At 42.1% G+C, this 15,066-nt stretch carries 14 protein-coding genes and 1 other annotated feature (1 of these 15 only partly in view); of the genes, 9 read left to right on the forward strand and 5 right to left on the reverse strand.

The features are described from left to right. Window positions 1-102, reverse strand: a sequence feature (16S ribosomal RNA rRNA prediction is too short) (it extends 355 nt beyond the left edge of the window). Between the two features lie 329 nt (window positions 103-431). From C0J08_RS11565 to C0J08_RS11575, 3 genes are all read right to left on the reverse strand, one after another. Further along, window positions 432-1,949 (reverse strand): fumarate hydratase, encoded by a 1,518-nt coding sequence (locus C0J08_RS11565; protein ID WP_212652126.1) that lies wholly within the window; start codon window positions 1,947-1,949, stop codon window positions 432-434. 164 nt (window positions 1,950-2,113) lie between these two features. Next, window positions 2,114-3,808, reverse strand: coding sequence for a DUF2786 domain-containing protein (locus tag C0J08_RS11570; protein ID WP_212652127.1), 1,695 nt, complete (start codon window positions 3,806-3,808; stop codon window positions 2,114-2,116). Between the two features lie 61 nt (window positions 3,809-3,869). Continuing rightward, window positions 3,870-4,313, reverse strand: a complete 444-nt coding sequence (locus C0J08_RS11575) for an HIT domain-containing protein (RefSeq protein ID WP_212652128.1) — start codon at window positions 4,311-4,313, stop codon at window positions 3,870-3,872. Window positions 4,314-4,397: 84 nt separating this feature from the next. On the opposite strand from C0J08_RS11575, the gene C0J08_RS11580 reads away from it, so the two are divergent. The 4 genes from C0J08_RS11580 (at window position 4,398) to wrbA (ending at window position 8,114) form a co-directional block, all read left to right on the forward strand. Then, a complete protein-coding gene (locus tag C0J08_RS11580) occupies window positions 4,398-5,267 on the forward strand; it encodes an SMP-30/gluconolactonase/LRE family protein (protein WP_212652129.1) in 870 nt (289 codons plus the stop codon). Between the two features lie 69 nt (window positions 5,268-5,336). Further along, the gene (locus C0J08_RS11585) at window positions 5,337-7,061 is read left to right on the forward strand and encodes a proline--tRNA ligase (protein WP_212652130.1); all 1,725 of its coding nucleotides are present in this window, start codon (window positions 5,337-5,339) and stop codon (window positions 7,059-7,061) included. An 81-nt stretch (window positions 7,062-7,142) separates the two neighbouring features. Beyond that, window positions 7,143-7,487 (forward strand): arsenate reductase (glutaredoxin), encoded by a 345-nt coding sequence (gene arsC / locus C0J08_RS11590; protein ID WP_212652131.1) that lies wholly within the window; start codon window positions 7,143-7,145, stop codon window positions 7,485-7,487. Between the two features lie 24 nt (window positions 7,488-7,511). Beyond that, window positions 7,512-8,114 (forward strand): NAD(P)H:quinone oxidoreductase, encoded by a 603-nt coding sequence (gene wrbA / locus C0J08_RS11595; RefSeq protein WP_212652132.1) that lies wholly within the window; start codon window positions 7,512-7,514, stop codon window positions 8,112-8,114. A gap of 86 nt (window positions 8,115-8,200) precedes the next feature. Here the strand turns inward: wrbA and cysB are convergent, their stop codons facing one another. Further along, a complete protein-coding gene (gene cysB, locus C0J08_RS11600; protein ID WP_212652133.1) occupies window positions 8,201-9,175 on the reverse strand; it encodes an HTH-type transcriptional regulator CysB in 975 nt (324 codons plus the stop codon). 108 nt (window positions 9,176-9,283) lie between these two features. Here cysB and C0J08_RS11605 point away from each other — a divergent pair, with 108 nt between their 5' ends. Continuing rightward, window positions 9,284-10,045: a sulfite exporter TauE/SafE family protein gene (locus tag C0J08_RS11605; RefSeq protein ID WP_212652134.1), complete on the forward strand. Its 762-nt coding sequence runs from the start codon at window positions 9,284-9,286 to the stop codon at window positions 10,043-10,045. Between the two features lie 89 nt (window positions 10,046-10,134). Next, complete coding sequence (locus C0J08_RS11610) at window positions 10,135-11,211, forward strand: 3-deoxy-7-phosphoheptulonate synthase (protein WP_212652135.1); 1,077 nt, start codon at window positions 10,135-10,137, stop codon at window positions 11,209-11,211. Window positions 11,212-11,291: 80 nt separating this feature from the next. Here C0J08_RS11610 and nfuA read toward each other — a convergent pair whose 3' ends face one another. Beyond that, the gene (gene nfuA, locus C0J08_RS11615) at window positions 11,292-11,873 is read right to left on the reverse strand and encodes a Fe-S biogenesis protein NfuA (RefSeq protein ID WP_212652136.1); all 582 of its coding nucleotides are present in this window, start codon (window positions 11,871-11,873) and stop codon (window positions 11,292-11,294) included. Between the two features lie 251 nt (window positions 11,874-12,124). Here nfuA and C0J08_RS11620 point away from each other — a divergent pair, with 251 nt between their 5' ends. The 3 genes from C0J08_RS11620 (at window position 12,125) to C0J08_RS11630 (ending at window position 15,034) form a co-directional block, all read left to right on the forward strand. Beyond that, window positions 12,125-13,786 (forward strand): nitrite/sulfite reductase, encoded by a 1,662-nt coding sequence (locus tag C0J08_RS11620; protein ID WP_212652137.1) that lies wholly within the window; start codon window positions 12,125-12,127, stop codon window positions 13,784-13,786. Beyond that, window positions 13,770-14,246: a DUF934 domain-containing protein gene (locus C0J08_RS11625; RefSeq protein WP_212652138.1), complete on the forward strand. Its 477-nt coding sequence runs from the start codon at window positions 13,770-13,772 to the stop codon at window positions 14,244-14,246. Before C0J08_RS11620 ends, C0J08_RS11625 begins: the two co-directional genes overlap by 17 nt. 119 nt (window positions 14,247-14,365) lie before the next feature. Beyond that, the gene (locus C0J08_RS11630; protein ID WP_212652139.1) at window positions 14,366-15,034 is read left to right on the forward strand and encodes a TIGR04211 family SH3 domain-containing protein; all 669 of its coding nucleotides are present in this window, start codon (window positions 14,366-14,368) and stop codon (window positions 15,032-15,034) included. Window positions 15,035-15,066: the final 32 nt, after the last annotated feature.

Raw genomic sequence — 15,066 nt, forward strand, 5'->3', positions numbered from 1 at the left:
CGCTCGTCATCTTCTAGCAAGCTAGAAATGTTACCGCTCGACTTGCATGTGTTAAGCCTGCCGCCAGCGTTCAATCTGAGCCATGATCAAACTCTTCAGTTAAAAAGTTTGCTTACTCAAAATCTATTACACTAACAATAACTTAATCGACTCACTGTCCCGAAGAACAACAAGCCAACATAAAGCGAATTGACGTGTTAGACGTTTCGCAAGACTTCAATTTTTTTGATCCTAAAAGGATCTTCTGAAGCCTCCAGCGAGCGCCCACACAAATTATCTGATTATCTATTTTAAAGAGCATAACCACACAAGGTGTGTGGCTGAGGTCGTGTATATTACAGACTATTTTTTAGCATGCAACTACTTTATGCAAAAAAACCACTACACTTTAAAATGCAGTGGTTTTTTAAGCGTCCAAAAATTAAAGGTAACTACTTAATCTCAAGAGTTTGCGCTTCAATTTTAGCTTTCCACTCTGCTGGCCCAGTAATATGTACTGAACTGCCAGCTGTATCTACCGCAACGGTTACTGGCATATCTACTACATCAAACTCATAGATAGCCTCCATTCCTAATTCAGGAAAGGCAACCACATCTGCTTTCTTAATCGCTTTTGAAACCAAGTAAGCAGCACCGCCCACAGCCATTAAGTAAACCGCGCCAAATTCTTTGATAGCCTCGATAGCTACAGGTCCGCGCTCGGACTTACCAATCATACCAAGCAAGCCTGTTTTATCTAGAATTGTTCGAGTAAACTTATCCATACGAGTCGCTGTAGTTGGTCCTGCAGGACCTACCGCCTCATCTCTTACTGGATCTACTGGCCCGACGTAATAGATGAAACGACCCTTAAGGTCAACCGGCAACTCTTCACCATTGGCCATCATTTCTACCATTTTCTTATGTGCCGCATCACGACCAGTTAACATCTTGCCATTCAGCAAAATAGTTTCACCAGGTTTCCACTCTTTAACCTGCTCAGGAGTAATGGTATTGAGATCAACACGACGAACACTTTCACCAACTTCCCATGTAATTTCTGGCCAATCATCCAAAGAAGGCGGCACTAGATCAGCGGGACCAGAACCATCAAGAACAAAATGAGCATGACGAGTAGCCGCACAATTTGGGATCATAGCAACAGGCAATGACGCAGCATGAGTTGGGTAATCCATGATCTTCACATCAAGCACGGTTGTTAAGCCACCCAAACCTTGTGCACCAATACCAAGATTGTTAACGGCATCAAAAATTTCTAAGCGAAGCTCTTCAACACGGTTCTGAGGACCACGAGCCTTTAGCTCATGAATGTCAATCGGTTCCATCAAAGACTCTTTCGCCATAACCATGGCTTTTTCTGCCGTTCCACCGATACCTATGCCAAGCATCCCTGGTGGACACCAGCCTGCCCCCATTGTTGGCACCGTTTTCTTAATCCATTCAACGATATCATCGGAAGGATTAAGCATAGCCATTTTGGATTTATTCTCGGAGCCACCGCCTTTCGCAGCAACATGCACTTCAACCGTATCACCTGGAACAATTTCCATATGAATAACGGCAGGCGTGTTGTCTTTAGTGTTTTTACGAGCTCCAGCAGGATCAGCTAGGATAGAAGCACGCAAGACATTGTCAGGATGAAGGTATGCTCGACGCACTCCTTCATTGATCATCTCTGTAACGCTCTTGGTGCTTTCCCATTGAACATTCATACCAATTTTAACAAACACGGTAACAATACCCGTATCCTGACAAATCGGACGTTTACCTTCTGCACACATACGAGAGTTAATAAGTATCTGAGCCATTGCGTCTTTGGCGGCTTTACTTTCTTCTCGTTCGTAGGCTTCATGAACCGCATTAACGAAATCCAGAGGGTGGTAATAAGAGATAAACTGCAATGCGTCTGCAACGCTATCAATCAGATCATCTTCTTTAATAATGCTCATGCTTCTCTCCTGCTGAGTATCACGATTGAATCGAAGGCGAAATGGTAAAAGATGCAAGCCAGCAAAGAAAGCTTTAAGGTGCTTTTTAAAGAAATATACCCCCCATCAATCAAATGAATGGAGGACATTAACAGAAAGGATTAATGTATTCTACGATAGCAATTTCAACGATTAGCCTTATGTTCTCTTTCAGATTTTGGTTTTTGCACTGAATGCTGAATATATTCTTCAAGAATTTGTGTCGTAAATTTTTCGCGCTCTGGTAAAGACGTAATGCGCTCAGCCTCCCAGTTTATTAACCGAATGAACACGGAATACTTTTTAATAAATCCGTAACCAATATCTCTCACCCCAATACCATTAGCATCCATTAGATGAATGACTTGTTCGAGATTTTTCTGCGTTTCAAACTGACCACCCTCACTAGCTGCCACCAACAATCTTTGGATGTGCTGTATAGGATTTTCTGAAGCTCGAGATTCTTTCTTAGTCAAACTGGAGGTTAAAAATTTATCCAACATTTCTTCCGTATGAGCTTCTCTCTCATGTACATCAGAAATCAAAGCTGACTCTCTTTCTAACAGGCGAATAAAGAGACTTTTGTTTTTAATATCAGAGAACTCTAAATCTTTTAGAGAAAGACCATTTGTCTCCATAATATCAATAACTCTTTCATAGGAAGACGTAGCATCCTCCCCTACTGAAACAGCAAGAACAAGTTGGCGACGCAATTCATGCATAATTTTTGCCGCCCGATAATCCTCTTTTCTTTGTAGATGCTGCTGATAAGACTCTTTATTTTTCTCCAAAGCATCAAAAACAGCATCATAACCCTGAACCGCCTCTTGCTCATCTCTCAGCCGAGACATTCTTACTTTTGTACAGTTTTCTTCCCAGGCCTCGTATGACTTAGCTCTTGCCTGAAAAGCTCTTTCTATAGCCTCTTCAAAACTTTGTTCAATTCGAGCTCGCTCCGCACGCTCTTGAATTTCATTCTGCTCATGTTCATAACGCTTTAACTTTTGTGCTTGTAAATTCTCTTTAGCCAGTAATAACTGCTTACTAAGTGCATCTATCTCTGCCTGAATTTTGACCTCATCAAAATCTACTAATTTTTCATACACATTTGTCCAGTAATCATCCTCTGAAAATGGAACATTAGGATCACTGGTCGCATACTGAGTTTTTAATGTCTCCGAAAACTCCTGTTTACAAGGGCGAAATGCATTAGCGGCATCAATAACATTATCATTTGAGGTATAAGTCGCCGAGCTATCTAAAACATCTTCCTGAACAACAGTTTCAAGCACATCATCACCATCAACTATATCTTCCACTGCGACCTCATCTTCCCCAACAGCACTACTCACCGCATCAGCACCCGAAGCCAGTTCTTCATCATTTACTTCAGCATGATCCGTTAAATCAAACTCCTCCACATCTGAAGAAAAGGAGTCGGCATGATTTTCAGGAACATTACAACCACTAGATGATGAATCCATTTTTTGGAAATGACTAAAGTCCATATCATCCAAAATGGTACGTGCAGACTCATAAGCGCGTTCAGGGTCGACTCTTTTTTCACTAAAACGGCGCTGATAAACAGAACTTTCATTAGTAGTTTTTTCAACTGACTCTTTAACATACCTAGGAGCAGCACCACCCCAACTAACACGATAAAGCATAGAGCGATCACACAACTGCAAAATAGGAAGCTCTCTTTGGGCGATCTGGTATTGCCTAATTAGTGATTCAGCATGACGCAAAGCCACAACAGACTCACTTGAATTAGTGGAGGTTGCTAAATTTAACAACTTAACAACTTTCTGTATGGCCTTTTTCCTTTTGCTAATGCTCATAAAAATGCTTCCAAGTTGGCTATCATTTATTCAATATAGAATACGAATTTAAGGCCAATTCTCAATAGTAAAGTTCAGCCGCATCGCTAGATAAAGTTAAATCATCGTTTAGTAATGATTGAACCTTTTGCAAAATCTCAGCCAACTTTTCTCTTTCATAGGGAATACTCTCTAATTTCCCCCAAATAGGGGCCGGCCAGCACCGATCCGTTTCGTATCGAACAATATGATGGATATGCAGTTGCGGCACCTGATTGCCTAAAGCGGCAACATTTAGCTTTGTTGCGGAAAAAGCGTCATGTAAAGTTTCAGATAACAAACAACTTTCAGCCATTAATTGCTGACGATCCTCCTCAACTAGTTGGTAAATTTCCGTGATATCGTTTCGCTGAGGAACCAATATAAACCAAGGAAACTGGGCATCATTAATAAGACGCAGCTGGCATAATGGAAAGTGCCCAACAAGGACAGAATCACGTTCTAACACAGAATTTAACTCAAACATCTTTACATCTTCCTATTTACAAAAAAGGCTTTCATAAGCACTATAGCACCCTATTTTTAAAACTCTCAAAGACTTGGAGCCCGCATGACTGATATGCAATGTGCTATAGATGTACAAGCAAAATTGGCTGAATGCCCACGTTGGGACGAGCAAACTCAGACGCTTTACTTTGTTGATATAGATTCATTCATACTATACGCATATGACACAAAATCAAAAAAACTAGCAAGTCGAGAATTTAACGAAGAAATTGGCTGTTTTTCTCTCGCTGAAAACGGCGGTTTCATCGCTGCATTTCGGTCTGGCGTTTATACTTTTGATCATTTCAATGCCGAATTAAAACCCTACTGGCTTGCTAATTACGATCAAAATACGACGCGTTTTAATGATGGTCGTTGCGACGCACAAGGTCGCTTCCTCGCAGGCACAATGTACTCGCCAAAAGATGCCTTCAAAGGGGCACTACACCAATTTGAAAGAGGCCAAGAAAAACTCATCGATCAAGCCGCCTGGACATCAAATGGACTCGCATTTTCACCAGACAACACCATTATGTACTACTCAGATACACCAAACCATGTTGTTTACAAGTTTGATTACGACCTAAATACAGGCACAGCGAGCAATAAACGCGTATTCATTGAATTCCCTCACGGTAACGGGCGCCCAGATGGCGCCGCCGTTGATAGCGAAGGAAATTACTGGTCAGCACTTTACCAAGGGCAACGTGTTGTTAAAATTAGCCCTGAAGGTAAAATTTTAGAAGAATATCTCGTACCAGCTACCTACCCTACTATGGTGGCTTTCGGTGGCCCCGATATGAAAACTCTGTTTGTGAGTACGTGTCGTGGCGCACAAACAGACGAAGAACTTAAAGAATTCCCTCAAGCGGGAGGAATTTTTACTCTTGAAACAGAAACAAAAGGATTATTAGAGCCTCGCTTTAAAGGTTAAACTTAATTAGTCCGATCTGTTTTATTACCGTTTAACGTTAATCATCTAACTCAAAGTACCAATACTATTATGCGCGCAAGCAACTATTTATTTTCTACCCTACGTGATGCACCAACTGATGCGGTTGTTACCAGCCACCAGCTAATGGTTCGTGCCGGCATGATTCGTCAAATTTCAAAAGGCTTATACACCTGGCTACCGACAGGTCTAAGAGTTTTTCGAAAAATCGAAAACATTGTGCGCGATGAAATGGAAAAAGCAGGCTCTTTAGAAGTCATCATGCCAGGTGTCCAACCAGCTGAGCTGTGGCAAGAAACAGGCCGCTGGCAAAAGTACGGCCCAGAACTACTTCGTATGCAAGATCGACACGGTCGCGACTACTGCCTTGGTCCAACGCATGAGGAAGTCATCACAGACCTTGCACGCAACGAGCTAACCAGCTACAAACAATTACCAATGAATTTCTTCCAAATTCAAACCAAATTCCGTGATGAAGTTCGCCCTCGATTTGGCGTAATGCGCTCACGAGAATTCTGCATGAAAGACGCCTATTCTTTCCATGTTGGCGCAGAATCCTTGCAAGAGACCTATGACATTATGCACCAAGCTTACTGCAACGTATTTGACCGCATTGGTCTTGATTATCGTCCGGTACGCGCTGATACCGGCAGTATTGGCGGCGCATACTCCCATGAATTCCATGTACTAGCTGATTCTGGTGAAGACGACATTGCCTTCAGTGACTCTTCTGACTTTGCAGCAAACATTGAGCTAGCAGAAGCGATTTGCTTAAAAGAAAAAGCGGATACTCCAACACAAAATATTGAAGAAGTATTCACACCAGACTGCAAAACAATTCAAAAAGTCGCCGATTTCCTAAAGCTAGATGTCACTAGCACGGTTAAAACCATGCTGATTAAAGCCGTAGATGAAAACGAACAGCCTAGTATTGCCGCATTGGTTTTACGTGGCGACCATAATATCAATGAAATAAAAGTGGAAAAACTTTCCGGAATCGTCACACCATTTGAGTTTGCCGATGAAGCCGACATTGTTGCAAAAATTGGCTGCGCTCCTGGCTCCATCGGACCAAAAGGCTTAGCGGAAAAAGGTGTTCGAGTTATTGTTGACCGTTCTGCGGCCGTAATGTCTGATTTCTGCGCAGGCGCAAACAAAGATGACTACCACTTTACCGGCCTAAACTGGGAACGTGATTGCGCCGCTTTCGAAACCGCTGACATTCGCAATGTAGTTGAAGGCGATCCATCTCCTGACGGACAAGGAACAATCATCATTAAACGTGGTATTGAAGTGGGTCACATATTCCAACTTGGACAGCAATATGCCGAAGCGCTTAAAGCAACCGTGTTAGATGAAAATGGCAAAGCACAAGTCATGCACATGGGATGTTACGGCATTGGGGTTTCTCGTATTGTTGCCGCAGCAATCGAACAAAACTTTGATGAAAAAGGCATTTTGTGGCCTGAAAGCATCGCCCCATTCGATATTGCCATCGTTGCTATGAACTACGACAAGTCTGAAGCTGTCAGAACAGAATGTGACCGCTTGTACACTGAATTAAAAGCAAAAGGACTGGATGTATTATTGGATGACCGTAAAGAACGCCCTGGCGTGAAATTTGCGGATTGCGAACTGCTCGGCATTCCACACCGCTTAGTTGTTGGTGATAAAGGCTTAGATAAAGGCACACTAGAATATAGATATCGTAAGGCCGATGAAAACCAAGACATCGCCATTGCTGACGCGATCGACTTTATTTTAAGCAAAAAATAATATCTTCACGCCTGACGGATCAATCACTTCCGTCAGGCTTTATCTCTACAGTGATCTCCAAGAACAAATAGGAGCAAAAACATGACCACCATTTTCCACAACCCTCGTTGTTCTAAATCTCGCCAAACACTGCAACTTCTAGAAGACAATAACATCAAAGCTGATATTCGCTTGTACTTACAAGATACCCCTAGCATTGATGAGCTAGAAACATTACTTAAACAGCTCGACATAACTCCTCTAGAACTTATGCGAACAAAAGAAGCCATTTATAAAGAGCTTGGTTTAAACAAAGAATCAACCGATGCTGAGCGACTAAAAGCCATGCACGAAAACCCAAGTCTAATTGAGCGTCCTATCGTGGTTCACGGAAACAAGGCCAAAATTGGTCGCCCACCTGAAGATGTCTTAGCTTTATTTAACTAAGCATAAAAAAATAGGAAGCAGTGAATGTCTCAACAACCTTACGTATTAATTTTGTTTTATAGTCGTCATGGCTCTATCGCAGAAATGGCAAAACACATTGCCCGAGGCATTAACAAAATTAACGGAATGGAAGCAAAAATCCGTCAGGTACCAGAAGTCTCTGATACTACGAAAGTTGCTACTCCAGCTATACCTGATGATGGCGCACCTTATTGCACATTAGAAGAATTAGCGGATTGCTCTGGACTTGCTTTAGGCTCACCATCCTACTTTGGCAGCATGGCCGCCCCACTAAAGCACTTCATCGATCAAACATCGACACTCTGGCTTACAGGGCAGCTGATTGACAAACCCGCTTGCGCATTTACTAGCGCAAGCACAATGCATGGCGGCCAAGAGCAATGCATTCATAGCATGATGACACCATTAATACACCATGGCATGATTTGGCTTGGCCTACCTTACAAGAACAAAGAACTCATTAGCACGCAAGCAGGCGGAACACCATACGGTGCAAGCCACCTAGCTAATAGCACGTCTGAAAACAACTTAACAGATGGTGAAAAAGCGTTGTGTGAGGCACAGGGTAAACGAATTGCAGAAATGGCCTTAAAGCTTCAAAAATAGTGACTTCGTTATTAATCGCAAAAGTAAAAAAATCACGCCATAACAGCATATGGCGTGGTTTCCTTATATCTCGGATGTGATAGAACTTAATGCCTTGGTAATTCAACATCCTTAAACAAAGCTTCTACATCTTGTCTATTGCCAGCTTCCATTGCCGCCATCACAACCTCTTTCGTCAAATGAGGCGCAAAGGATTCGATAAACTTATACATATAACCACGAATAAAAGTATTACTGCGAATACCAATTTTAGTACAACTGTCTGCAAAAAGGTGCGATGCATCCAAAGCAACTAAATCGGCATCCTGCATTTCATCATGTGCCATAGACGCAACAATACCAACTCCAAGCCCAAGGCGAACATAAGTTTTAATAACATCTGAATCCGCGGCAGTAAATACAACATTTGGTTGCAGTTCCGCCTCCTGAAAGGCTTCATCAAGCTGCGAGCGACCAGTAAAACCAAACACATAGGTGACAATCGGATATTCGGCTAATGCCTGCAAAGTTAACTTACCCTCTTTTGCCAACGGGTGGTCTTTAGGTACAACGACGGATCGATTCCATGTGTAACAAGGCAGCATTACTAGGTTGCCAAACAATTCCAGAGCTTCTGTCGCTATAGCAAAGTCCACCACACCATCATTTGCCATCTCAGCTATTTGCATTGGCGTCCCTTGATGCATATGCAAACTTACATCAGGGTAGCCTTCAATGAATTGATTTATCACTTTAGGCAAAGCATAACGAGCCTGAGTATGAGTGGTTGCAATATCTAATGAGCCTTTACGCTCATCGCTAAACTCTTTAGCAACTCGTTTAATATTTTGCGTCTGACTTAGAACATCACCCGCTAAAGCAATAATTTTTTCTCCAGCAGGAGTTACGTGAGTTAAATGCTTTCCACTACGCGCAAACACTTCCACACCTAACTCATCTTCCAAGAGCCGAATCTGTTTACTCACGCCTGGTTGCGACGTATATAAACTTTGCGCCGTGGCCGAAACATTTAGGTCATGACGTGCCACTTCCCATATATACCTAAGCTGCTGTAACTTCATCGTCTGCCTTATTCGAAAAAGAGTTAAAAACATAATAAAATATTACTTTATAGAATAGTAAAAAACCTCTAGTGTTGCCAGCTTAAATAACTTCAATGTGGCTTTCTAATGGATTTTCTTTGGTATATTGCTGCTGGTGCAGCAGTGGGTTTAGCAGTGGGCATAACTGGCGTAGGCGGCGGCTCTCTAATGACACCGCTATTACTTATGTTTGGTTTCCCCCCTCATATTGCCATTGGTACAGATCTTATGTATGCGGGCATCGCAAAAAGCACCGGCGTAGTCATGCACGCCAAACACGGAAATGTGAATTGGAAAATAGTCTTTGCTATGGCGGCGGGAAGCATCCCAGCATCTTTTGCGACCGTATGGATGTTATCGCAATACGATAAACCAGATCATTATCAAGAAATTCTCACTGGCACCTTGGGAATAATGCTAGTTCTTACTGCCACAGTGATTTTATTTAGATCCAAACTTACTGCCACCCTAAACTTCAATATTCCTGAGAGTAAAAGCACAAAAATAATCTTTTTTTGTGGCTTAATTTTAGGGGTACTGGTGACCTTAACATCAGTTGGCGCTGGGGCATTAGGCACAGCAATCATGATGATTCTATTTCCACTGATGAGAGCAAAAAATATCGTCGGAACAGACCTCGCTCACGCCGTACCCTTAACCCTAGTGGCTGGTATTGGACATATATTTTTAGGCAATGTTGATTACACACTTCTTGTGGCACTTTTAATCGGCTCTATACCGACTATTTATATAGGTACGCGTGTTGCCACTCACGTGCCAAATCATGTTTTGCAACCAATTCTCGCCACTGCCCTTCTATCATTTGGAGTAAAATACCTTTTCTTCTAAAAAATCATGGGCTAGCGGTTCATTCAAAACAGAAAACGCGATATTGTTAGCCGCTATAACCAAAAGTAAAAAAAGCAGGAACCCCCGCAATGAGTAACAAACGTCTAGAAGACTTAAATATTGCCTCGTTCACCTCTTTGGTAACACCGAGCCAATTAAAAAAAGAGCTGCCAGTAAGCGAAAGTGTTAGCAGCCATGTAGCGGAATCCCGCGACATCATTAAAAACATTATGGATGGTAAAGACCATCGTTTAGCTATTGTAATTGGACCATGCTCTATCCATGACCCTCAAGCTGCATTAGAGTATGCTACTCGCCTAAAAGCGCTAGCAGAAAAACTTGACGACACTCTTTACATTATCATGCGTGCCTATTTTGAAAAGCCTCGTACCACTGTAGGTTGGAAAGGACTGATTAACGATCCGAACCTTGATGGCACTTTCGATATAAACAAAGGCCTACGCATCGGTCGTAAGCTGCTTATTGATCTTGCTGAACTTGGCTTACCACTAGCAACTGAAGCACTTGACCCAATTTCACCACAGTATATTCAAGACCTAATAAGTTGGTCTGCCATTGGTGCTCGTACAACAGAATCACAAACTCACCGTGAAATGGCATCTGGCCTTTCGGGTCCTGTTGGGTTTAAAAATGGTACCGATGGTGGATTAACTGTTGCTATTAATGCGATGCAGTCGGTTTCTCACGCCCACTCTTTCTTAGGGATTAATGAAGAAGGTCAAGTTACGGTTGTCAACACCAAAGGAAACGATTACGGACACGTTGTTCTTCGTGGCGGTGGCGGCAAACCCAACTATGAAGCAAAATTCGTTGCTGAAGCCGAGCAAGAGCTAAACAAAGCCAAGCTTAAAATGAATATCATGGTGGATACTTCCCACGAAAACTCTAGCAAGAAGCCTGAACGTCAAGTCACAGTGGCAGAAGATGCCACTCAACAAATTCTGGATGGCAACCAATCTATCATGGGACTGATGATTGAGAGCAACATCGGCTGGGGCAACCAAAAAGTACCAGCCGATCTAAGTGATCTTGAGTATGGGGTCTCCATCACAGATGCGTGCATTGACTGGGCAACAACAGAAAAAGCACTTACTGATATGGCAAATAACTTACGTGATGTTTTACCTAAACGCCAACGCAGTTAAATCATCAATTTTTAATGCCATTTAACTAAAAAAGGGAATCGCCTCTATAGGTGATTCCCTTTTTTTATACAATATCAACTTTACATAAATGCGTTATCTGTTACGGAATGGTCCGTTGAATCTTTAACTCCGGTTAAGCCAGGCACTTTCTCAATTAAAGTTTTTTCAACACCTTCTTTAAGAGTTAAATCAACAGCACTACAGCCCTGACATCCACCACCAAATTTTAATACAGCGACTTGCCCATCAATCACTTCAAGCAAACTTACCTCGCCGCCGTGAGCAGCCAAACCTGGATTAATATCGGAATACAGTACGTAATTAATTTGATCTTCAATTGGACTATCTGCCGTAACTTTTGGCATTTTGGCATTCGGTGCTTTAATAGTTAATTGGCCACCCATTTTCTCAGTCGCATAATCTACAAAAGCCTCATCCAAGAAATTGACAGAGTTTTTTTCGATATACACTTTCAACTTTGGTAGATTTAGAATCTCATCAGTTTCATTGACTTCATCTGGTCGACAGTACGCAAGGCAAGTTTCGGCATAAGGCGTGCCAGGTTGTTGGATAAAAATTCGTACAGCAATCCCCTCAACCCCTTGTTTTTCCAGCAAAGAAGCGAGGTATTCTTGGGCACTATCAGTAATTGTAATATTCATAAAAACCCTTTTCAAAATCTTCATAACGATCAATGAGGGCTATATTACAGGAGATAATAGACAAAGCCAAAGACCAAGTAAAAAAGTAAGGTATTTTTCCTCTTTCTATTGACTCACGATTTGATTAGCCAAAATCTGAATAAGCCTTATTATCAAAACCACTAAAGATATAGGTAAATATTCATTTTTAGAATAAAGGATATTTGCTAACATGTCGCGACTAAATTATATCAACTACGGTTCATTTCACTATGTATCAATACGACGCCATTGACCAACAGCTTGTTGAAGAGCGAGTAGCACAATTCCGCGATCAAACACGCCGTTATCTAAATCAAGAATTAAGTGAGCAAGAATTTCTTCCGTTGCGCCTTCAAAACGGCCTTTATGTACAGCGCTATGCTCCTATGCTGCGTATTGCAATTCCATATGGAATGCTTTCAAGTACTCAATTACGAAAATTGGCAGACATCAGCTGTCGTTATGACAAAAGCTATGGGCATTTTAGCACCCGTCAAAACTTACAATTAAACTGGCCAAAACTGGAAGATGTACCAGACATTCTAGAGGAACTGGCTGAAGTACAAATGCATGCAACACAAACAAGTGGAAACTGCATTCGTAATACAACAACCGACCAATATGCGGGTGTTATTTCCGATGAAATCGTTGACCCTCGCCCCTACTGTGAATTAATTCGTCAGTGGTCTACTTTCCATCCAGAGTTCGCGTTCTTACCACGCAAATTCAAAATTGCTGTCAATGCCACTGAATCGGCTGACCGTGCAGCAACACAAGTCCATGATATCGGCTTACATATCAAGAAAAATGACGCAGGAGAAATAGGCTTTAAAGTCATTGTTGGTGGTGGCTTAGGCCGCACCCCAATGGTGGGCGTCACTATTAGCGAATTCATTCCTCGTGCAGACCTACTGACATATTTGGATGCTATTATTCGTGTATACAACCAACAAGGTCGCCGTGACAACAAATACAAAGCTCGCATTAAAATACTCGTTAAAGCACTGGGGATCGAAGAATTCCGTAAGCGCGTCGATGCTGAATGGCAGCACCTAAAAGGCAAAGAAAGCACGGTTCCAATGAGCGAGTTTGATCGCCTACAGAGTTTCTTTAGTGAGCCAAGTTACGAGACTCTAGAAAACAACCCAGCAAACCTTACAAACAAACTTGCTGAAAGTGCGGGTTTTGCTCGTTGGTTTGAGCGCAATACGTTCGAACACAAAAAAGCAGGCTACCGTATTGTAACGCTAACGCTGAAAAAAGCAGGGCAAGCACCAGGTGACGCCACCGCTGAACAAATGCAAAAAGCGGCTGACTTAGCCGATAAGTTTAGCTTTGGTGAATTGCGCGTTAGTCACGAACAGAACCTTGTACTGGCCGATGTTCGTCAAGACCAGTTAGTTGAGCTGTGGAAAGCAGCAAAAGAAGCCGGTTTTGCCACTCCAACACTTGGCTTACTAACTGATATGATCTGTTGCCCAGGCGGTGATTTCTGCGCTTTAGCCAATGCGAAATCCATTCCGATTGCGGCACAAATCCAAGAAACCTTTAATGATCTTGACTACCTATATGACCTTGGAAACATTGATTTAAATATTTCAGGTTGTATGAATGCCTGTGGCCACCACCATGTTGGCAATATTGGCATTCTAGGTGTCGATAAGAAAGGTGAGGAGTTCTACCAGATATCAATCGGTGGCGCTTCTGGTCACGATGCCAGTATTGGTAAAATTCTTGGGCCCTCTTTTGCTCAGGAAGAAATTAGTAGCATTATTCAAAAGCTGATGAATGTTTACGTTGATAATCGCACAGAAGAAGAACGCTTTATTGACACTTATCGCCGCGTTGGCATCACACCATTTAAAGAGGCCGCTTATGCCAAAGCTAATTAAAAACGGTGAAATCATCGACAATACTTATCAATGGTTACAAGAAATAGACCAAGAGACTACTTCCAGTTCCATCGTAGCCGCTCAGAAATGGCTAGCCGAAAAGGACAGCATTGGAAACATTGCTGGCATTTGGCTAGAAGCGGGTGATGGCATAGAGTGCCTAGAAAATGTGGACTTAAGTCAATTTGACGTTATTGGCGTTCATTTTCCAGCTTTTACGGACGGCAGAGGTTTCAGTTACGCCCGTCTACTAAGAGAAAGGCTAAATTACCAAGGTGAAATCCGAGCACTGGGTAACTTTATTCCGGATCAATTAGGCTACCTACTACGAGTTGGTTTTAATAGTTTTCAATTCAACGATGAAGTAGATTTAGAGAAAGCATTAGCATTACATAGGCCTTTCTCAATTGCCTACCAAGGTGATGTTGCAGACCCTAGACCTCTCTTCTTACGTCGCTAGACAAAACATTTTCAATAAACTAACAAGAAAAGGCCATTACGATGGCCTTTTCTATTGCGTATTGGACGCCTCATGATTATCGTACTAAAGAGATGAAATGATAGTTAAAGGAACTAAACGTGTCTAAAAAACGCATTACCAGCCTAATCGTTGGCGTACTACTTTCTGCCACTGCGCATTCTGCGACAGTATACATTTCCGATATTCAATTTGTCGCAATAAGAGAAGGCTTAGACAACAGCACAAGAGCAGTGGAGCGAGGCTTAAAAAGTGGCACTCCGCTAGAAGTACTTGAGCAAAGTAATGGTTTCACCAAAGTTCGAACACCATCAGGAAATGAAGGATGGGTTGCAGATTACTTTCTTAGTGAAGACATGGTAAGCAGAGATCAACTAGAAAACCTACAAAGCCGCCTAGATCAAAGTACAGAAAAACGATCAGAAATGGCGAGTGTTTTAAAAGTAAATCAACAAAAAATTCAAGAATTAAACCAAGCTAATCTATCACTAGAAGACGAAAATGAATCTCTAAAACAACAACTTGTAGAAGCGGCTGAATTATCCAAGAAAGCCCAAGCTATTGTCTCCCAAAATAAAGACGTTAGCTACCAAATCGAAAGTCTCAAACAGCGAGCAGATAAAGCCATCGCTTTATCTGAAAAGTTGCAGAACACCACAAAGCAAAAATGGTTCATGATCGGTGCAGCAACACTTTTAGGCGGGCTTGCTCTCGGCATAATTTTGCCAATGCTACGCAGAAAAAAAGCGGGCTCAGGCTCTTGGTCATAATCTAGTAAAGCTAACCCTATACATTCCAGAGG

Origin of the sequence: Marinomonas sp. CT5 (assembly GCF_018336975.1) — a bacterium.
Lineage (GTDB): Bacteria > Pseudomonadota > Gammaproteobacteria > Pseudomonadales > Marinomonadaceae > Marinomonas.